This is a genomic window from Myxococcus virescens, assembly GCF_900101905.1.
Taxonomy (GTDB): Bacteria; Myxococcota; Myxococcia; order Myxococcales; family Myxococcaceae; genus Myxococcus; species Myxococcus virescens.
This window is the reverse complement of record NZ_FNAJ01000020.1, coordinates 108,897-128,698: the sequence shown is the minus strand read 5'-3', so window position 1 is coordinate 128,698 and position 19,802 is coordinate 108,897. Positions and strand designations below refer to the sequence as shown.

Genomic DNA, 19,802 nt, shown 5'->3' with positions numbered 1-19,802 from the left:
GAGGAAGTGGAAGTCGTCGGTCTGCGCCCGACGCAGAAGACGGTCGTCACGGGCGTGGAGATGTTCCGCAAGCTGCTGGACCAGGGCATGGCGGGTGACAACATCGGCGCGCTGGTGCGCGGCCTGAAGCGCGAGGACATGGAGCGCGGCCAGGTGCTGGCCAAGCCGGGCAGCATCACCCCGCACACCAAGTTCAAGGCGCAGATCTACGTGCTGTCGAAGGAAGAGGGTGGTCGTCACACCCCGTTCTTCAAGGGCTACCGCCCGCAGTTCTACTTCCGCACCACGGACGTGACGGGCTCGGTGAAGCTGCCGGAGAACGTCGAAATGGTGATGCCGGGCGACAACATCGCCATCGAGGTGGAGCTCATCACCCCTGTGGCCATGGAGAAGGAGCTGCGCTTCGCTGTTCGCGAGGGTGGCCGCACCGTGGGCGCCGGCGTCGTGGCGGAAATCATCGAGTAATGCCGGGTCGGCCGTGAGGCCGCCGGGCTCACTGTCCCGATTCCGAGGGGAGGGCTGCGTTGTGGTAGCCTTCCCCTCTCGTATCTGGTGAGGTAGGTCATGCCGAAGGGCAATCGCTCCATTATTTCGCTCGAGTGCACGGTGTGCAAAGAGCGGAACTACACGACCACGAAGAACAAGCGGAAGAGCCAGGATAAGCTCGAGCTGAGCAAGTTCTGTCCTCGTTGCCGCAAGCATCAGGACCACAAGGAAGGTAAGGTCTAGGTCGGTAGTTCAGGGAAGGTTCTAGGCCAGTAGCTCCAACGGTAGAGCAGCGGTCTCCAAATCCGCGTGTTGGGGGTTCGAATCCCTCCTGGCCTGCCAACTCTCAGTAGTCGCGGGGCCCCCGGTACCTGGAGGTGCCGGGGGTTCCTGTGTTTTCGCAGTTTCGCGAATTCGCATCCGCAGTACCTCGTGAGGCACCATGGCGACGGCATCAGAGGCCAGCCAGCAGGCTAACCGCTCGGCGATGGATCCGAAGCGGCTCGTGGTCATCTTCTATCTTCTCGTCGGCATCGTCCTGGCCCTCTTCCTGGAGCGTCTGCTCGGATTGCTGTGGGCGCGATTCAGCTGGAGCGACCCGGTCCTCATCGAGGGCTTGGACTGGAAGGTCTCCACCCTGGTGGGTTACGTGCTGGCCGTGGGACTGGCTGTGGGGGCGTACTTCCACCCGCGCACCCATGCGCTGTCCATCGATGTGGCTTCGGAGTTGATGAAGGTCACCTGGCCCACCTGGTCGGAGACCAAGGCGTCGACCATGGCCGTCGTCGTGGCGTCCCTGGTTGCCGCCGTCATCCTCTTCTGCATCGATACCGCCGCCTACAACCTGATGGTGGAGTGGCTGCCGGCCATGTGGGGGAAGCTGTAATGGCGATGAAATGGTACGTGGTCCACACCTACTCGAACTTCGAGAACCAGGCGAAGAAGAGCCTGGAAGAGAAGGTCCGTCTGGAGGGCCTTCAGGACCAGTTCGGTGAAATCCTGATTCCGATGGAGCAGGTCGTCGAAATGGTGAAGGGCGAGAAGAAGACCTCTCGCCGTAAGTTCTTCCCCGGCTACATCTTCGTGCAGATGGAGCTGAACGACCGGACGCTCCACCTGGTGAAGAACACGCCGAAGATCACCGGGTTCCCGGGAACGGCGCAGCACCAGAATCCGTTGCCCATCTCCGACCAGGAAGTGGCGCGGCTGACGTCGCAGATTTCCGAAGGCACGCTCAAGCCGAAGCCCAAGGTGCAGTTCGACGACGGCGACACGGTGCGCGTCATCGACGGTCCGTTCGCGAACTTCAACGGTACCGTGGAAGAGGTCAATGCGGAGAAGGGCAGGGTGAAGGTGCTGGTCAGCATCTTCGGCCGTGCTACACCCGTAGAGCTGGACTTCATGCAGGTGGAGAAGACCACCGGCTAGCAGTTGATGCCGCGCCGTGCACCCCTGTATGGCGTGCGCGGCGTTCGCATTTCTGGTCCCCGTATTGGGGCCGGACTCATGGGTGGGAGGGCTTCCCCGTCTGGTAGCCCGCTCGCACCACCCACTCGAAAGGCAGTTGTCGTTCGATGAAGAAGATCACAGGTCAGGTCAAGCTGCAGATCCCCGCCGGCAAGGCGAACCCCGCTCCGCCGATCGGCCCCGCGCTCGGTCAGCAGGGCGTGAACATCATGGAGTTCTGCAAGCAGTTCAACGCGAAGACCCAGGCGGAGGCCAAGGAAGGTCTCATCATCCCGGTGGTCATCACCGTGTATGCGGACCGCTCCTTCACCTTCATCCTGAAGACCCCTCCCGCCGCCGTCCTCATCAAGAAGGCCGCGGGTCTCCACACGGAGAAGAAGAAGGGTTCGGGCGCGAAGAAGCCGGGCAAGGAGAAGGTTGGGCAGATCACCCGCGCTCAGCTCGAGGAAATCGCGAAGAAGAAGATCCAGGACACCACCGCCGCGTCGCTCGAGGCCTGCATGAGCACCATTGCTGGCACCGCACGCTCCATGGGCATCGACGTCGTCGGCTAGGCCGCCGCGCACCCACTCACGACAAGGATTTCTGTCATGGCTAAGACTGGGAAGAAGTTCCGTGCGGCCGCCGCTCTGGTTGACCGCGATAAGCGCTACGCCGTCGCCGAGGGCTTTCAGCTCCTGAAGAAGACGGTGGAGGCTCGCTCCACCAAGTACGACCAGACGGTCGACGTCTCCATCAACCTGGGCGTGGACCCGAAGCACGCGGACCAGATGGTCCGCGGCGCCGTGGTGCTCCCGCACGGCACCGGCGCCACCGTGCGCGTGGCCGTGTTCGCCAAGGGTGAGAAGGCCACCGACGCGACCAACGCCGGCGCGGACGTGGTCGGCGCCGAGGACCTCCAGAAGCGCATCGAGGAGGGCTTCCTCGATTTCGACACCGTCATCGCCACCCCGGACATGATGGGTGTCGTCGGTCGCCTCGGTAAGGTGCTCGGTCCCCGTGGCCTGATGCCGAACCCGAAGGTCGGCACGGTGACCATGGATGTCGCGAAGGCCATTCGCGACGCCAAGGGCGGTAAGGTCGACTTCCGCGCCGAGAAGGCCGGTATCGTCCACGCGAAGCTGGGCAAGTCCTCCTTCGAGGTCGAGAAGCTCGAGGCCAACTTCAACGCGCTGGTGGACCTGGTGATGAAGCTGAAGCCGGCCGCCGCGAAGGGCGTGTACCTCCAGGGTATCGCCATCTCGTCCTCCATGGGGCCGGGCATCAAGCTCGACACCATGGAAATCAAGATGCGCCACGGCTAATCGCCGTCCGGTCGCACGGACAGGAGGACGCAGCCCTGACTACGGGTCAGGGTTGTCGCCTGTCTGACGTCACAGGTTCGAAAGTTCTGGATCTTTGCTGAAGCCGGGGGTATAGGCCCCCGGCTTTTGCAATTGGGGCGCCACGTCGTGAGGCGCGGCGTCCCGACACCTGGTTCATGACAGCAGGGACCTGGGCGAAGAGGATGCATGTTCCGTTGGCAGCCGGGCAACCGGCCGGACGGCACCTTCGACCCCTGGTTCAAACGACCGCAAGGTCAGCCCTGCCGAGACTGGAGGTGCGGTGTGGTGCCTCTCGGAGGCTCCTCTCGCTCTGCCACTTTGGCCCAGGCATCACGCCCGTCCTGAAAAGGCGGGCCCAGTAAGGAGGTGAGTCAAAGTGCTGAAGAGTGAGAAGGAAGAGATGATCAAGGAGCTCCACGAGAAGTTCTCGAGGACGACCTCCGCCGTCGTCGCCGAGTTCACCAAGGTGGACGTGGAGACGGTGACCAAGCTCCGCAAGAAGTTCCGCGAGGGCAACGTCGAGTACAAGGTCATCAAGAACACGCTGGCGCGCCGTGCCGCGCAGGGCACGTCCGTGTCGGTCATCGCTGATGACTTCACGGGCCCCGTGGCCCTGTGCATCAGCTACGGCGACGTGGTGGCTCCCGCGAAGATCCTGGTCGAGTTCGCGAAGGACATCGAGGACAAGATCAAGATCCGCACCGCTGTCGTCGAAGGCCGCAAGGTCGACGTCGCCGGCGTGAAGGCCCTGGCGAAGCTGCCGGGTCTGCCCGAGCTTCGCGCGCAGCTGCTGGGCGTCATCAGCCAGCCCGCGAGCAAGCTGGTTCGGACCATCGCGGCTCCGGGTTCGCAGCTCGCCCGAGTCGTCCAGGCCAACGCGGACAAGGCGCAGGGCTGAGAAGCCCTCATCTGTTCGAGAAGTTTTTCTACCGCAACCTCTCCGGCCGGAACTCTCCAAAGGGGGAGTTGGCCGTTAGTCGAAACCAGAAGGACACATTTCAATGGCTGACCTGAACGCGATTGTTGACCAGCTCTCCTCCCTGACCGTCCTCGAGGCGGCCGAGCTCGTGAAGCAGCTCGAGAGCAAGTGGGGCGTCTCCGCCGCCGCCGTGGCCGTTGCCGCGGGCCCGGCCGCCGCCGCCGCTCCTGTCGAGGAGAAGACGGAGTTCACGGTGGTGCTGGCCAACGCCGGCGCCAACAAGATCAACGTCATCAAGGAGATCCGCGCGATCACCGGCCTGGGCCTGAAGGAGGCCAAGGACCTGGTCGAGGGCGCTCCGAAGAACGTCAAGGAAGGCGTCAACAAGGACGACGCCAAGAAGATCAAGGACCAGCTCACCGCGGCTGGTGCGACCGTCGACATCAAGTAGTTTCTACAGGGACTGTCCGGTTTTCCGGGAAATTTCGGGCAGCCTCCTGACCGGATGTGCAGGCCGGCGCTCCCTGAGTGGGGGCGCCGGCTTTGCCCATTTGACCGTTGCAAATTTCCCGGCGCCGCCGCGCGTTACTGAAGTTTGCCCGCCCGAGCAGTCGTCCCCGGAGCCAGAATGCCGACGCAGATCCAGAACAATTTCCGCGTGCGGAAGACCTTCGCGAAGATCGCGAAGATCATCGACATTCCCAATCTTATCAACATCCAGAAGCAGTCCTACGAGAAGTTCCTCCAGGCGGACATTGCCGCCGACAAGCGCGAGGACCTCGGTCTTCAGGGCGTCTTCAAGTCGGTGTTCCCTATCCGCGACTTCAACGAGACCTCCTCGCTGGAGTTCGTGAGCTACCACCTGGAGCGCCCGAAGTACGACGTGGATGAGTGCCACCAGCGTGGCATGACGTATTCGGCGCCCATCAAGGTGGTGGTGCGCCTGGTCGTGTGGGACAAGGACGAGGAGACCGGCGCCCAGTCCATCCGCGACGTGAAGGAGCAGGAGGTCTACTTCGGCGAAATCCCGCTGATGACCCAGAACGGCACCTTCATCATCAACGGTACCGAGCGCGTCGTCGTCAGCCAGCTGCACCGAAGCCCTGGCGCCTTCTTCGACCATGACAAGGGCAAGAGCCACTCGTCTGGCAAGCTGCTCTACAACGCCCGCATCATTCCCTACCGCGGTTCGTGGATCGACTTCGAGTTCGACCACAAGGACCTGCTGTACGTGCGCATCGACCGCCGCCGCAAGCTTCCGGCCACGGTGCTCATCCGCGCGCTCGGCGCCGTCCCGGACACCGCGAAGAAGAACCCGCTGGAGTTCAAGGGCTCCACCGAGGAGATCCTCAACTACTACTACGCGACGGAGACGATCTACCTCCACAGCGCGGAGGAGTTCGAGAAGAGCGTCGAGCTTGAGCTGCTGCCTGGTCAGCGCGCGACCCGCGACATCAAGGCCAAGACGGGCGAGCTGATCGTCAAGAAGAACCGCAAGTTCACCCGCGCCGCCATCAAGAAGCTCGAAGCGGCGAAGATGAAGACGCTCCCGATCGATGCGGACGAGCTCTTCACCAAGGTGTCCGCCTACGACGTGGTCGAAGAGACCAACGGCGTGGTGCTCCTCGAGTGCAATGAGGAAGTCACCCAGGAGAAGGTCGACGAGCTCCTCAAGCACGGCATCAAGGAGTTCAAGGTCCTCTTCATCGACAACCTCAACGTGGGCCCGTACCTGCGTGAGACGTTGATGCTGGACAAGCTCGAGACCCCCGAGCAGTCCATCATGGAGATCTACCGCCGCCTGCGTCCTGGCGATCCGCCGACGCCGGAGACGGCCATCAACCTGTTCACCAACCTGTTCTTCAACCCGGAGCGCTACGACCTCTCCAAGGTCGGCCGCCTCAAGCTGAACTTCAAGTTCGGCCTCGAGGAGCCGCTCGACGGGCAGATCCTCACCAAGCGGGACATCCTCGAGGTGATCCGCTACCTGATCGATCTGAAGAACGGCAAGGGGACCATCGACGACATCGACCACCTGGGCAACCGCCGCGTCCGCGCGGTGGGCGAGCTGCTGGAGAACCAGTACCGCATCGGCCTGGTGCGCATGGAGCGGGCGATCAAGGAGCGCATGAGCCTCCAGGAGATCGAGACGCTCATGCCGCACGATCTCATCAACGCCAAGCCCGTCACGGCGGTCATCAAGGAGTTCTTCGGGTCCAGCCAGCTGTCGCAGTTCATGGACCAGACGAACCCCCTGTCCGAGGTCACGCACAAGCGGCGCCTGTCGGCGCTCGGGCCCGGCGGCCTCACGCGCGAGCGCGCGGGCTTCGAGGTGCGCGACGTGCACCCGACGCACTACGGCCGTATCTGCCCCATCGAGACGCCGGAAGGTCCGAACATCGGCCTCATCGCGTCGCTGTCCACCTACGCGCGCGTCAATGAGTTCGGCTTCGTCGAGACGCCTTACCGCAAGGTCGAGGCGGGCGTGGTGACGACCGACGTGGCCTTCTACTCCGCCCTCGAGGAGGAGAAGCACACGATCGCCCAGGCGAACGCGGAGACGGACAAGAAGGGCAAGTTCGCCAACGCGCTGGTGTCCAGCCGCCGCGGCGGTGAGTTCGTCCAGGCTCGCGCCGAGGACGTGGACCTGATGGACGTGTCCCCGAAGCAGCTGGTGTCGGTGGCCGCGTCGCTCATCCCGTTCCTGGAGAACGACGACGCCAACCGCGCGCTCATGGGCTCCAACATGCAGCGCCAGGCCGTTCCGCTGCTGCGCACCGCGGCGCCGCTGGTGGGCACGGGCATCGAGTCCATCGTCGCCCGCGACTCCGGCGTCACCTGCGTGGCCCGGCGCGACGGCATCGTGGAGAGTGTGGACGCCGGCCGCATCGTGGTGAAGGCGGACGTGCCGGCCTCGCTGAGCGATGTCACGAGCGAGGTCGACATCTACAACCTGCTCAAGTACCAGCGCTCCAACCAGAACACCTGCCTCAACCAGAAGCCCATCATCAGCAAGGGCGACCGGGTGAAGAAGGGTGACGTCATCGCCGACGGTCCGGCCACCGAGACGGGCGAGCTGGCGCTGGGCCAGAACGTGGTCGTCGCGTTCATGCCGTGGCAGGGCTACAACTTCGAGGACTCCATCCTCATCAGCGAGCGCATCCTCAAGGACGACGTCTTCACGTCGATCCACATCGAGGAGTTCGAGTGCATCGCGCGCGACACCAAGCTGGGCAAGGAGGAGATCACCCGCGACATCCCGAACGTGGGTGAGGAGGCCCTCAAGGACCTCGACGAGAGCGGCATCATCCGCATCGGCGCCGAGGTGAAGCCCGGCGACGTGCTGGTGGGCAAGATCACCCCGAAGGGCGAGACGCAGCTGTCTCCCGAAGAGAAGCTGCTGCGCGCCATCTTCGGCGAGAAGGCCGGCGACGTGCGTGACAGCTCGCTGCGCGTCCCGCCGGGCGTGGTGGGCACCGTCATCAACGCCAAGGTGTTCAGCCGCAAGGGCGTGGAGAAGGACGAACGCGCCAAGCAGATCGAGTCCATGGAGGAGGCGAAGCTCCTCAAGGACCAGAACGACGAGATCAAGGTCCTCCAGGACAGCGCGTTCGGCCGCATCCGCGGCCTGGTGCGCACCAAGGAGGTCCAGGGCAAGCTCGTGGACGACAAGGGGAAGATCCTCCTGAAGAAGGGGGACATCCTCGACGACGAGCTGCTGTCCACGGTGCCCTACAAGTACTGGGGTGAGATCTCCGTCGGCGACCCGCTGGACTCGCGCCTGCGCGACATCCTCCGCAACCTGGAGGAGACGAAGGAGGCCGTGAAGCTGGCCTTCGGCGAGAAGATCGCCCGCATCAAGAAGGGCGACGAGCTGCCGCCGGGCGTCATCAAGATGGTGAAGGTGTACGTCGCCATCAAGCGCAAGCTGGCCGTGGGCGACAAGATGGCCGGCCGCCACGGAAACAAGGGCGTCGTGTCCCGCATCCTCCCCGAGGAGGACATGCCGTACCTGGAGGACGGGCGTCCGGTGGACATCGTCCTCAACCCGCTGGGCGTGCCCTCGCGCATGAACATCGGGCAGATCCTCGAGACGCACCTGGGCTGGGCCGCCAAGGGCACCGGCGAAGCGCTGCAGCGCTACGTCGAGGCCAACTGGAGCTCGGACGCCATCAAGGAGCGCCTCAAGGTCATCTACAGCGACCCGGCGTTCGGCGAGTTCCTCGACAAGCTCGACGACGAGGAGATCAAGCAGCTGTGCCTCCGCTCCAAGCGGGGCATCCACGTCGCCACGCCCGTCTTCGACGGCGCACAGGAGACGGAGATCCACGCCCTGCTGGACGAGGGTCAGCTGCCTCGCTCGGGCCAGATGGTGCTCTTCGACGGGCGCACCGGTGAGCCGTTCGACCAGAACGTCACCGTGGGCGTCATGTACATGCTGAAGCTGCACCACCTGGTGGACGAGAAGATCCACGCCCGCTCCATCGGGCCCTACTCGCTCGTCACGCAGCAGCCGCTGGGCGGCAAGGCGCAGTTCGGCGGTCAGCGTCTGGGCGAGATGGAAGTCTGGGCGATGGAGGCCTACGGCGCGGCGTACACGCTGCAGGAGTTCCTCACCGTCAAGTCGGACGACGTGGTGGGCCGCACGCGCATGTACGAGGCCATCGTCAAGGGCGACAACGTCCTGGAGAGCGGCCTGCCCGAGTCGTTCAACGTGCTCCTCAAGGAGCTCCAGTCGCTCGCGCTCGACGTGGAGCTGCTGGAGAGCGCCCCGCCGGAGCGGCAGCGCAGCTTCGGAGGCGACTTCCTCGGCGGTGGTGACGGCGAGGAGCGCAAGACGGGAACCGAGGCCTGATTGCACGGAGCGCCCGCCTGACCGGCCGCCCGCCGTCCCGATAGGGGCGGGCGCGGCCGGAACGGGGCGGGGGCCCGAATCAGCTGGCGGCCCCCCTTGGATGTGGGGGCGCCCAACGAGATTTCGGAGGCAACGTGAAGGACATTTTCAACTTCTTCGAGAAGCCGAAGGACCCGCTGTCGTTCAACGCCATCCGCATCGCCCTGGCGTCGCCCGACAAGATTCGCCAGTGGTCCCATGGCGAGGTGAAGAAGCCGGAGACGATCAACTACCGCACGTTCAAGCCGGAGCGGGACGGGCTCTTCTGCGCCCGCATCTTCGGGCCGGTGAAGGACTACGAGTGCAACTGCGGCAAGTACAAGCGCATGAAGCACCGCGGCGTGGTGTGCGAGAAGTGCGGCGTGGAGGTCATCCAGTCCAAGGTGCGCCGTGAGCGCCTGGGCCACATCACCCTGGCCACGCCGGTGGCCCACATCTGGTTCCTCAAGTCGCTGCCGAGCCGCATCGGCAACCTGCTCGACATCACGCTGAAGGAGCTGGAGAAGGTCCTCTACTGCGAGAGCTACATCGTCCTCGATCCGAAGGCGACGCCGCTGCAGAAGGGCGAGCTCATCAGCGAGGACAAGATGCACCGGCTCTACCAGGAGCACGGTGAGGACTCCTTCACCACGGGCATGGGCGGCGAGGCCGTCCGCGAGATGCTCAAGTCGCTGGACGTGGAGAAGCTGTCCGAAGAGCTGCGCAAGGACATGCGCGAGACCACCAGCGAGGCGAAGCGGAAGAAGTACGCCAAGCGCCTGAAGGTGGCCGAGGCGTTCCGCGTCTCTGGCAACAAGCCGGAGTGGATGATGCTGGACGTGATTCCGGTGATTCCGCCGGACCTGCGTCCGCTCGTTCCCCTGGACGGTGGCCGCTTCGCGACCTCCGACCTGAACGACCTGTACCGCCGCGTCATCAACCGCAACAACCGTCTGAAGCGCCTCCAGGAGCTGAACGCTCCGGACATCATCATCCGCAACGAGAAGCGGATGCTGCAGGAGGCCGTGGACGCGCTGTTCGACAACGGCCGTCGCGGGAAGACCATCACGGGCCCCAACAAGCGCCCGCTGAAGTCGCTGTCCGACATGCTCAAGGGCAAGCAGGGCCGGTTCCGCCAGAACCTGCTCGGCAAGCGCGTGGACTACTCGGGCCGCTCCGTCATCGTGGTGGGCCCCGAGCTGCGCCTGCACCAGTGCGGTCTGCCGAAGATCATGGCGCTCGAGCTCTTCAAGCCGTTCATCTACAACAAGCTCGAAGAGAAGGGTTACGTCACCACCATCAAGTCCGCGAAGAAGATGGTGGAGAAGGAGCGCCCCGAGGTCTGGGACATCCTCGAGGACGTCATCCGCGAGCACCCGGTGCTCCTCAACCGCGCGCCCACGCTGCACCGTCTGGGCATGCAGGCCTTCGAGCCCGTGCTGATTGAAGGCAAGGCCATCCAGCTACACCCGCTGGTGTGCGCCGCCTTCAACGCCGACTTCGACGGCGACCAGATGGCCGTGCACGTGCCGCTCTCCATCGAGGCTCAGATGGAGGCCCGCGTGCTGATGATGTCGACGAACAACATCCTCAGCCCCGCGAACGGCAAGCCCATCATCGTCCCGACGCAGGACATGGTGCTCGGCATCTACTACATGACCCGCGCCCGCGAGTTCGCCAACGGCGAGGGCCGCGTGTTCGCCTCGCCGGATGAGGTGCGTGCCGCGTACGACCACGGTGAAGTGCACCTCCAGGCGAAGGTCGTCTGCCGCATCGACGGCAAGCGCAAGGAGACCACTGTCGGCCGCGTCCTCCTGTGGGAGGTCGTCCCCCGCGCGGTGGGCTTCGACGCCATCAACAAGGTGCTCGACAAGAAGTCGCTCGGCGGCCTCATCGACCTCTGCTACCGCCTCACGGGTGAGAAGGAGACGGTGCTGCTCGCGGACCGCGTGCGCAGCCTCGGCTACTACAACGCCACCCGCGCCGGTATCTCCATCGCGCTCAAGGACATGATCATCCCTGCGAAGAAGCAGGTGTTCCTGGACGAGGCGCGCGCGGTGGTGTCGGAGATCGAGAACCAGTACCTCGAGGGTCTCATCACCGACGGCGAGCGCTACAACAAGGTCATCGATATCTGGGCGGAGATCACCGAGAAGGTCGCCCAGGAGATGATGCAGCAGATCTCCCAGGAGGAGACGTCCGGGGACCGCGACGGCAAGCGCGAGACGCGCAAGCAGCCGTCCTTCAACCCCATCTACATCATGGCCGACTCGGGCGCGCGTGGTAGCGCCCAGCAGATCCGTCAGCTGGCGGGTATGCGTGGTCTGATGGCGAAGCCCTCCGGCGAAATCATCGAGACGCCCATCACGGCCAACTTCCGTGAAGGCCTCTCCGTGCTGCAGTACTTCATCTCCACGCACGGCGCCCGTAAGGGTCTGGCGGACACGGCGCTCAAGACGGCCAACTCCGGCTACCTCACCCGCCGTCTCGTGGACGTGGCGCAGGACGCCATCATCAACGAGTACGACTGCGGCACCATGGACGGCCTGTTCATCGGCGCCCTGGTGGAGGGCGGCGAGATCATCGAGCCGCTCGGCGAGCGCATCCTGGGCCGCGTGGCCCTGGATGACATCCTCGACCCCGTGACGGGCGAGGTGCTGGTGCGCGCGAACGAGGAGATCGACGAGGACCGCGTCCGCCGCATCGAGAACAGCGGCATGGACAAGGTGAAGATCCGCTCGGTGCTCACCTGCCAGGCCAAGCGCGGCATCTGCGTGGAGTGCTACGGCCGTGACCTGGCCCGCGGCCGTAAGGTGTCCGTGGGTGAGGCGGTCGGCGTCATCGCGGCGCAGTCCATCGGTGAGCCGGGTACCCAGCTCACGATGCGCACCTTCCACATCGGTGGTGCGGCGACGCGGCGCGCGGAGCAGTCCAGCCTGGAGAACCGCTACGCGGGTAGCGTGAAGTTCGCGGGCCTCGTCACCGTGCAGAAGACGGACGGCACGCTGGTGGCCATGAACCGCAACGGCGAAATCGTCGTCGTGGACGACTCGGGCCGCGAGCGCGAGCGTTACCAGGTCATCTACGGTGCCCGCATCCTCGTGAAGGAAGGCCAGCGCATCGAGCCGGGCGTCCTCATGGCGGAGTGGGACCCGTTCGCGATTCCGCTGCTGACCGAGGTCGGCGGTGTCGTGCGCTACGAGGACATCATCGAAGGCGTGACGATGTCCGAGGCGCTGGACGAGGTGACCGGTCTGTCGCGTAAGACGGTCATCGAGTCCAAGGACCCGGAGGCGCGTCCGCGCGTCACCATCCGCGATGCCAACGGCAACATGATGGACCTGCCCAGCTCCCGCAACCCGGCGAGCTACTTCCTGCCGCAGGGCTCCATCATCACCGTCAACGACGGCGATGAGATCCACCCGGGCGAGGTCATCGCCAAGGTGCCGCGCGAGACGACGAAGACCAAGGACATCACGGGCGGTCTGCCCCGCGTGGCCGAGCTCTTCGAGGCGCGCAAGCCGAAGGACGCGGCGGCGATCGCGGAGATCGACGGCGTGGTGTCGTTCGGCAAGGACACCAAGGGCAAGCGCAAGCTCATCATCACCCCCGAGGTGAACGGCGAGCAGCGCACGGACCTGGCCAAGGAGTACCTGATCTCCAAGGGCAAGAACATCAGCGTCCACTCCGGCGACCGCGTGAAGGCCGGCGAGGCGATGATGGACGGCTCGGCCAACCCGCACGACATCCTCAAGGTGCTCGGCGAGAAGGAACTCGCGCGCTACCTGGTGGACGAAGTGCAGGAGGTCTACCGACTGCAGGGCGTGAAGATCAACGACAAGCACATCGAGACCATCGTGCGGCAGATGCTCCGCCGCGTGCGCGTCACCGATGTGGGCGACACCAACTTCCTGGTCGACGAGCAGGTCGAGAAGTGGGTGTTCGAGGAGGAGAACGAGAAGGTCATGTCGGAAGGCAAGCGTCCCGCCGTTGGCGAGCCGCTGCTGCTCGGCATCACCAAGGCCTCGCTCTCCACCGAGTCCTTCATCTCCGCGTCGTCCTTCCAGGAGACCACCAAGGTGCTCACCGAGGCCGCCATCAACGGCAAGGTGGACTACCTGCGCGGCCTCAAGGAGAACGTCATCATGGGCCGGCTCATCCCCGCCGGCACAGGTCTGCCGAACTACAAGCACCTGGACATCGCGGTGGAGAGCCCCACCGACGAGGTCAACGAGATGGAGGCCGCCCTGGCCGCCACTCACGGCGACACCGGCCCCCTGGGCGAGCCTTCCCGCCCGGTAGGCACGCAGACGACCGGCGCGGCCTGAGCCGCGCCCCAGCCGTCCTAAAGCGTTCGCTGAAAGACAACCGCCGCTCCCAGAGCTTTCTCTGGGGCGGCGGTTTTCCTTTGTTTATGGCTAATCGCGTTATGGGCTCGTCGTTGGCTTGACGCTTATGGCGCGCTGCGTTAACTGTTGAACGCTGTAGTGACGCACCTGGTTACCGCCCGGCGAAAGCCGGGATAGGGGAGGACGGTATGGCCACGACGAAGACCGAGACCGAGGCGACGCAGAACGAAGTTCAGAGCTCCGAGGCCGCTGCGAAGAGCGGACTGGCGCAGAATGTGGAGAGCTTTCTGAAGGCCCAGATTTCCCAGGCGCAGAAGCGCATCGAGGAACTGGAAGGCGAAGCGGGCAAGGTCGTGAAGACCTTGGAGTCCCGCGGGCAGGAGGCCGCCAAGGAGGCCCAGGCGCTGTGGGCGAAGTTCCAGGCCGGTGAGCTGCTGACGGACCCCCGCGTGCAGGAGCTGAGCAAGCGCGCCAACGAGGCCAGCACCGAGCTGAGCCGGCGCGTGGACGCCGCGGGCACCGAGCTGCGCAAGCGCTTTGACGGTATCCAGACGCGCGTCGTCGAGGCCGTGGGCGTGGCCAGCCAGGCGCAGCTGAAGGACCTCAACAAGGAGCTGGCGAAGCTGTCCCGCAAGGTGGACTCGCTGCTGAAGCCCGTCCGTCGGGTGAACGGCGCGAAGCCCGCAAGCAGCCCCGCGTCCTCGCCGCGCGCCTGAAGTCCCGTCGAATCACGACAGGCAGTGTGGCCTCTCCCTTTCTCCGAGTGCGAAAGAGAAGGGGGAGGCACATCGCCGTCGTTCCCTTCACGTCGGGGGTGTGCTTATTTCGGCCGTTCCCCGACCGGGTCGGGCCTGAACGTCTGGCCTGTACACCTCCCGGAGAGACCCCATGGACAACAAGCCCGAGGCCCCCCGAGAGAAGCACTCCGTGACGGAGACGTTCGAGCGTCTCTGGAGCCAGGCCCTGCTGGCGGTGAACACGGCCGAGGAAGAAGCCTCACGGGCCGTGCAGCGCGTGGCCGCGGTGGCGGGTTGGAGCCAGGACGAGGTGAAGCGCCAGGCCCGGGAGTTCAGTGAGCGGCTGGTGGGCCACCGCAAGGACCTGGAGCACAACGTGGAAGAGCGGGTTCGCCAGGCCCTGATGAAGATGAAGCTGCCCCGCCGCGAGGAGCTGGCGGCGTTTGGAACCCGGCTGGACAAGCTGGCCGAGCGCATCCAGGCCCTGGAGCACCGGAAGTGAAAGCTCCCGCCCCTTCGGGCGGGAGGTCTTTCGGTACGCGGCTCTTCGAACGTCTCCACGCCTTCAGCTCGGGTTGTTCCCGGCTCCCGCTGCTCGCGGGGGCGGCGCTCGTCGTGTCGGCGCGGCTGGTGCCGTTGCTGGAGGAGCGGCCGGTGCAGCCCGTCGTCCCGGGCGTCGTGGCGGCGGAGGTCATCTCCCCCGAGGCGTCGCTCATCGACGCGGTGCTGGCGCGCCGGGCCCCGGACCTGGGCCTGACGCTGCGCCGGCAGCTCATCCAGGCCATCGCCGAGGAGGCCGGGCGGCTCGCGTATGATCCGCTGCTGATCCTGGCCATCATCGACGTGGAGTCGGACTTCACGGAAGATGCCGTCTCCGTGAAGGGCGCGCGTGGGTTGATGCAGATCAAACCGAGCACGCTGCACTTCCTGGCGGAGAAGGAAGGACTGCGCCTGTCCCGCGAGGAAGTGACCGCGGACACCGCGCTCTGCGTGCGGCTGGGCATCCGCTACCTGCGCTCGTTACAGGAGCGCTTCGGTGGGGACCTGGACCTGGCCCTGATGGCCTACAACGCCGGCCCCACCCGCATTCGCAACGCCATCAAGCAGGGCGAACTGGAGCGCTTCCGGCGCTATCCGCGCGCGGTCCGCCGGGACTTCCGGCGCTTCCGTGAGGGCCACGGGCTGGGCGGAGACTGGGCCTTGGCGCAGCGCGAGGTGCCTCCCGAGCCCATGCCCTGAGTGGGTGGGGTGAATCTCCGGGCGACTGGGACGCTCCAACGGGGTGTATGCGCGCCTTGTTCCGTCCCGCCGGGTGCGCTAAGCGTTCCAAGTGCCCGGGACTGTTGGAGATTCTCAGGAGTGACCCGCATGAAGAACCCCCTGTTCCCCAGCGCCGCGCTTGCCGCCGCCCTGGCCCTGGCCCCGTTCGGGGCGCACGCTGGCTCCGTCTTCCTCAACGGCGTCAAGATTGACGGCGTCACCAACCAGAAGTTCGAGAAGGCCACCGTCCGCATCGACGAGGCCGGGAACGTGCACATCGACGCGCCGGGCTACGCGGCCCGTGTGACGGCGGTGACGCCTCCGGCCCCCGCCGCGTCACCCCAGGCACCGGCGCCCGCCGCCCCGGGGCCGGCCGCCCCCGCCGCGAAGGCGCCTCCCGTGGCGCAGCAGGCGCCTGGCGCGCCCTCGGCCCCCGGGCGCCTCACCCAGCGCTACTGGCTGGTGACGGAGCAGACGGTGCCGGGGATGACGGGGTACGACATCGACGTGTTCATCAATTCCACGTGGCTGCGCAAGCTGCGAGGCAACGAGGACCAGGTGGTGGTGGACATCACCCGCAACCTGCGGCCGGGGGCGAACAAGGTGACGTTCATCGCCCGGAAGGGAAACGCCGGGGACGCGCGCAGCAGTTCGCCTGCCCACGTGTTTCGGGTCATTATTGGCGAGGGCAACGAGGGCGGCGGGAACGTGATGATCGACAATCCCATCCTCCGCTTCCAGAAGACGGCGGCGGACACGCAGGATGCGACGCAGGAGTTCACCCTCACCACGCGCTGACGGGTGTGGGGCTTCGGGTAACGGAGACAACCGTGTTCAACCTCGACGAGCGCTACCGCGGGCTGCCCGCCACGCGGGAGCAAATCCTGGCGCTGCATACCTCCCTCAACGCGCCGCACGTGGCCATTCCGGGCAAGCAGGCCGGACCGGCGCAGGCCTTTGTCGTGGGCCTCCGGGGAGGGCAGGGGACCGCGGCTGTCTTCGTGTACCTGTACCTGGCGGAGGCCGCGGACTGCGCGGTGTACCTGTCCGGCCGGCGCAACGTGTCAGCGGATGAGTACCGCGATGACGAGGGGGACGCGCTGGCCTTCGTGGAGTCGCTCGGGTTCATGATGGACGACGCCAACTGGCGCGCGATGGCCCCCGAGCAGCAGGACGAGCAGCTCAAGACGTTGCCGGTGTTCTTCAAGGACCCGACGCTCGTGCCCGCCGTGGTTGCGCGCGCCGAGGAGAAGAAGAACGTCACCACCACCCTGGGCCGCTTCCTGGCCGCCTTCTGAGTCACCGCCCCCTCACCCTCGTCGAGAGCCGCTCCCCATGTTCCGCCTTTCCAACGCGTCCTGTTCGCTCGCGCTGCTGCTGGTGTCCTCCGGTTGTTCCCACACGCCCACGGAGAAGGAGAAGCGGAGCGCCGAGATTCACTACGACCTGGCATTGCAGGCCCAGCAGGCCGGCGAGCTCCAGGAGGCGCTGCGCGAGCTGCAGGTGTCGCTGAAGAACGACCCGGACTACCCCGACGCGAACAACGCCATGGGCATCCTGCTGCACCTGGCGTTTCGCCGTCCCGACGAGGCCGTCAAGCACTACACCAAGGCGCTGGAGGTTCGCCCCGACTTCTCCGAGGCGCGCACCAACCTCGCCAACGTGCACCTGGACCAGGGCCGCTACGACGACGCCATCAAGCTCTATGAGCTGGTCCTCAACGACATGCTCTACCCGACGCCCTTCATCGCCCAGGGAAACCTGGGGTGGGCGTACTACAAGAAGGGCGAGCCGGACCGCGCGGTGGAGAGCATCAAGGCCGCGGTGACGACCAACCCCAACTTCTGTTTGGGCTACAAGAACCTGGGCCTCATCTACGACGAGACGGGGCGCACCTCCGAGGCGTGCCGCCAGTTCACGCACTACCGCGAGAATTGCCCGGATGTGGCGGAAGCGTACATGCGTGAGGGCGTCTGCCAGGCGAAGCTGGGGCAGGTCGATGCGGCGAAGGCAGCCTTCGCCACCTGTGAGACCAAGGCGAAAGCTGGTGAACAGGTGCTGAAGGACGACTGCCGGAGGCTGCTGGAAAAGCTCTAGCGCGTTGGGTATCTGGGGACCCGTGGACCACGTCGATTTCGGCAAATACCTGAGCCAGCAGCGAGAGCTCCGAGGGCTCTCGCGTGACGACGTCGCGCGGGAGACCAAGATTCCTCCCACGCTCATCACCGCGCTCGAGGCCGGTCAGGTGGAACGGCTGCCCTCGCGCATCTTCGTGGTGAACTACATCCGCGCGTACGCGCAGGTCATCGGCATGTCTCCGGAAGAGGCCGTGCTGCGCTACGAGGAGGTGGACAAGTCCGTCCCGGCGCCATCTCCCGTGCAGTTGGAGCAGGAGCGGCGCAAGCGGGCCTACGTGGGGCTGTCCGTGCTGCTGGCGGCCCTGCTCCTGGGCGTGTACCTGTTCCTGGTGCTGAGCGGAAAGCTTCCCAATCCGCTCGCGCGTTGAAGCATCTCCATGGAGCGATACGACGACGACGCGCTCGTGCTGTCCTCGGTGGACTATGGCGAGTCCGACCGGCTCGTCACCTTGCTGACGCGCGAGCATGGGAAGCTGACGGCCTTCGCCGCGGGCGCACGCAAGAGCAAGCGGCGCTTCGCCGGCGCGCTGGAGCCGTTCATGCGGCTTCGCGTGCACATCGTGGAGACGCGCGGCAGCACGGTGCGGCTGGACGGCACGGACATCGTCGCGGGTTTCTATGCGGCGCGCGAGGACCTGTCCCTGATTGCCCGGGCCTTGTACGCGGTGGAGCTGTGCCGCGAGCTGACGCGGGACCATGAGCCGCAGCCGGAGCTGTTCGCCCTGTTGGAGTCGTACCTGACGCGACTGGATGCGAAGGAGGCCGGGCCCACGTCGCTCTTGGCTTTCGAGCTGTCCGCGCTGGCGCACGCGGGGTTGATGCCTCGGTTTGATTCGTGCTCGCTGTGTGGCGGCGCTCCGGGTGAGCGGCCTCGTTTCGACCAGGCCCATGGCGGCGCGGTGTGTGAGCCGTGTGGAGCCCGTGCTCGCGAGTCCGTGGCGGTGCCGGTGGCGCTGCTGTCGGGCCTGCGCGCTCTCCAGGAAGGGGCGCGCACGCCGCTGCCGCCGGACTTGCGCGCGCGTGCTCGCGGCCTGCTCAACGTTTTCATTGCCCATCACCTGGGTCGCCGCCTCAAGAGCGTGGACTTCATGGCCCAGGTGGGCCTGGATTGACGAAGTTCGGAAGCGAGGGGCGCATGCCGCCGCTGGATGTCGTGTGCTTTGGTGAGACGTTGGTGGACTTCCTCCCGGCGGCTTCAGGGCACCGCGTGCGCGACGTCCCCGCGTGGCATCCGTGCCCCGGTGGCTCGCCGGCGAATGTCGCGGTGGGGCTGGCCCGGCTGGGGCTGCGTCCGGCCATGCTGGGCGTGGTGGGCGCGGATGAGTTCGGTCACTTCCTTCGCGAGCGATTGGCGGCGGAAGGCGTGGACGTGAGTCACCTGCGCCAGACGGCGGAGGCTCGCACAGGGCTGGTGTTCATCTCCCTGGATGGGAAGGGCGAGCGCAGCTTCACCTTCTTCCGGACACGCTCCGCGGAGTTCCTGCTGGGACACGCGGATGTCGACGCGGCGTTCCTGTCGGGGGCGAAGGCGGTGCATTGCGGCTCCAACTCGCTCCAGTGGCCGGAGGCGCAGGAGGCCGCGGTGCGGATGCTGGGGTTGGCTCGCGACGCGGGGCTCATCGTGAGCTGTGACCCCAACTTGCGGCTGCATGCGTGGGAGGACACGTCTCTCCTGAAGGGCCTGCTGGCGCGGATGCTGCCGCTGTGCACCGTGGTGAAGCTCTCCGAAGAGGAGATTGGCTTCGTCACCGGGACGGAGGTGCCCCACGAAGCGCTGACGCGACTGGCCGCGATGGGCGTGCCGCTGCCCGTGGTGACGCTGGGCGAGCGTGGCGCGCTGCTGCAATGGAAGGGGGAGCGCATCCACGTCGCGGCGCCCCAGACGCGCGTCGTCGACACCACCGGTGCTGGCGATGGTTTCGTCGCGGGCCTGCTGCAGGGGCTGGTGCGCTGGTTCGGCGGCGCTGAGGCGCTGCGCGATGCAACCGGTGAGGAGTTGGTGGCGCTGGCCACGTTCGCGTGTGAGGTCGGGTCCCGTGTCGTGGAGAAGCTCGGTGCGGTGGAGGGGCTTCCCCGAGCGGAGGTGCTGGCTCAGGTCATGCCGTCGCGTCCGGACAGGTCGCGCGCATAGCGCTGTGACGGTGGTGTCGTCGCGTCCGACGAACAGTCGTCTGTTGTCGTGCGCATGGTTTGACGCGGGCAGTTGCTCGATGCCCGCGCTCGTGCTCCTCGTTGACGGTGACTGGGA

The 19,802-nt window shown here is 65.9% G+C and carries 19 protein-coding genes and 1 tRNA gene; all 20 read left to right on the top strand.

Annotation, left to right across the window (positions count from 1 at the left end; genetic code table 11):
* Nucleotides 1-465 (top strand): EF-Tu C-terminal domain-related protein (locus BLU09_RS33845; protein ID WP_244172270.1); only part of this gene is annotated, 465 nt, incomplete at its 5' end.
* A 99-nt stretch (nt 466-564) separates the two neighbouring features.
* On the top strand, nt 565-729 hold the full coding sequence (gene rpmG, locus BLU09_RS33840) for a 50S ribosomal protein L33 (RefSeq protein ID WP_011553120.1): 165 nt from the start codon (nt 565-567) through the stop codon (nt 727-729).
* A 23-nt stretch (nt 730-752) separates the two neighbouring features.
* Nucleotides 753-828: transfer RNA gene (locus BLU09_RS33835), tRNA-Trp, on the top strand.
* Between the two features lie 100 nt (nt 829-928).
* The gene (gene secE / locus BLU09_RS33830; protein ID WP_090494985.1) at nt 929-1,372 is read left to right on the top strand and encodes a preprotein translocase subunit SecE; all 444 of its coding nucleotides are present in this window, start codon (nt 929-931) and stop codon (nt 1,370-1,372) included.
* On the top strand, nt 1,372-1,914 hold the full coding sequence (nusG, locus tag BLU09_RS33825) for a transcription termination/antitermination protein NusG (RefSeq protein WP_090494984.1): 543 nt from the start codon (nt 1,372-1,374) through the stop codon (nt 1,912-1,914). Before secE ends, nusG begins: the two co-directional genes overlap by 1 nt.
* A 146-nt stretch (nt 1,915-2,060) precedes the next feature.
* A complete protein-coding gene (rplK, locus tag BLU09_RS33820; RefSeq protein ID WP_090494983.1) occupies nt 2,061-2,507 on the top strand; it encodes a 50S ribosomal protein L11 in 447 nt (148 codons plus the stop codon).
* Between the two features lie 36 nt (nt 2,508-2,543).
* On the top strand, nt 2,544-3,257 hold the full coding sequence (gene rplA, locus BLU09_RS33815; RefSeq protein WP_090494982.1) for a 50S ribosomal protein L1: 714 nt from the start codon (nt 2,544-2,546) through the stop codon (nt 3,255-3,257).
* 397 nt (nt 3,258-3,654) lie between these two features.
* A complete protein-coding gene (rplJ, locus tag BLU09_RS33810; protein ID WP_090494980.1) occupies nt 3,655-4,176 on the top strand; it encodes a 50S ribosomal protein L10 in 522 nt (173 codons plus the stop codon).
* A 103-nt stretch (nt 4,177-4,279) separates the two neighbouring features.
* Nucleotides 4,280-4,648 (top strand): 50S ribosomal protein L7/L12, encoded by a 369-nt coding sequence (rplL, locus tag BLU09_RS33805; protein ID WP_011553126.1) that lies wholly within the window; start codon nt 4,280-4,282, stop codon nt 4,646-4,648.
* 177 nt (nt 4,649-4,825) lie between these two features.
* Complete coding sequence (gene rpoB, locus BLU09_RS33800; protein ID WP_090494978.1) at nt 4,826-9,052, top strand: DNA-directed RNA polymerase subunit beta; 4,227 nt, start codon at nt 4,826-4,828, stop codon at nt 9,050-9,052.
* A 134-nt stretch (nt 9,053-9,186) separates the two neighbouring features.
* Nucleotides 9,187-13,398 (top strand): DNA-directed RNA polymerase subunit beta', encoded by a 4,212-nt coding sequence (gene rpoC, locus BLU09_RS33795; RefSeq protein WP_090494975.1) that lies wholly within the window; start codon nt 9,187-9,189, stop codon nt 13,396-13,398.
* A 209-nt stretch (nt 13,399-13,607) separates the two neighbouring features.
* Nucleotides 13,608-14,135 carry a hypothetical protein gene (locus BLU09_RS33790; protein WP_090494973.1) on the top strand — a complete coding sequence of 176 codons (528 nt, stop codon included), beginning with the start codon at nt 13,608-13,610 and terminating at the stop codon, nt 14,133-14,135.
* A 172-nt stretch (nt 14,136-14,307) separates the two neighbouring features.
* Nucleotides 14,308-14,658, top strand: coding sequence for a phasin family protein (locus BLU09_RS33785; protein WP_090494969.1), 351 nt, complete (start codon nt 14,308-14,310; stop codon nt 14,656-14,658).
* Nucleotides 14,655-15,395 carry a lytic transglycosylase domain-containing protein gene (locus tag BLU09_RS33780; protein ID WP_011553131.1) on the top strand — a complete coding sequence of 247 codons (741 nt, stop codon included), beginning with the start codon at nt 14,655-14,657 and terminating at the stop codon, nt 15,393-15,395. Before BLU09_RS33785 ends, BLU09_RS33780 begins: the two co-directional genes overlap by 4 nt.
* A gap of 129 nt (nt 15,396-15,524) precedes the next feature.
* Entirely contained in the window at nt 15,525-16,214 is a 690-nt protein-coding gene (locus BLU09_RS33775; protein WP_244172269.1) for a hypothetical protein, read from the top strand.
* A gap of 32 nt (nt 16,215-16,246) precedes the next feature.
* Nucleotides 16,247-16,714 (top strand): hypothetical protein, encoded by a 468-nt coding sequence (locus tag BLU09_RS33770; RefSeq protein WP_011553133.1) that lies wholly within the window; start codon nt 16,247-16,249, stop codon nt 16,712-16,714.
* A gap of 37 nt (nt 16,715-16,751) precedes the next feature.
* A complete protein-coding gene (gene tgl, locus BLU09_RS33765; protein ID WP_090494965.1) occupies nt 16,752-17,513 on the top strand; it encodes a social motility TPR repeat lipoprotein Tgl in 762 nt (253 codons plus the stop codon).
* A 22-nt stretch (nt 17,514-17,535) separates the two neighbouring features.
* On the top strand, nt 17,536-17,922 hold the full coding sequence (locus tag BLU09_RS33760; protein ID WP_011553135.1) for a helix-turn-helix domain-containing protein: 387 nt from the start codon (nt 17,536-17,538) through the stop codon (nt 17,920-17,922).
* 9 nt (nt 17,923-17,931) lie between these two features.
* Nucleotides 17,932-18,666 (top strand): DNA repair protein RecO, encoded by a 735-nt coding sequence (gene recO / locus BLU09_RS33755; protein WP_090494962.1) that lies wholly within the window; start codon nt 17,932-17,934, stop codon nt 18,664-18,666.
* Nucleotides 18,663-19,685 (top strand): carbohydrate kinase family protein, encoded by a 1,023-nt coding sequence (locus BLU09_RS33750; RefSeq protein ID WP_090494959.1) that lies wholly within the window; start codon nt 18,663-18,665, stop codon nt 19,683-19,685. The genes recO and BLU09_RS33750 overlap by 4 nt, the downstream gene beginning before the upstream one ends.
* Nucleotides 19,686-19,802 lie beyond the last annotated feature (117 nt).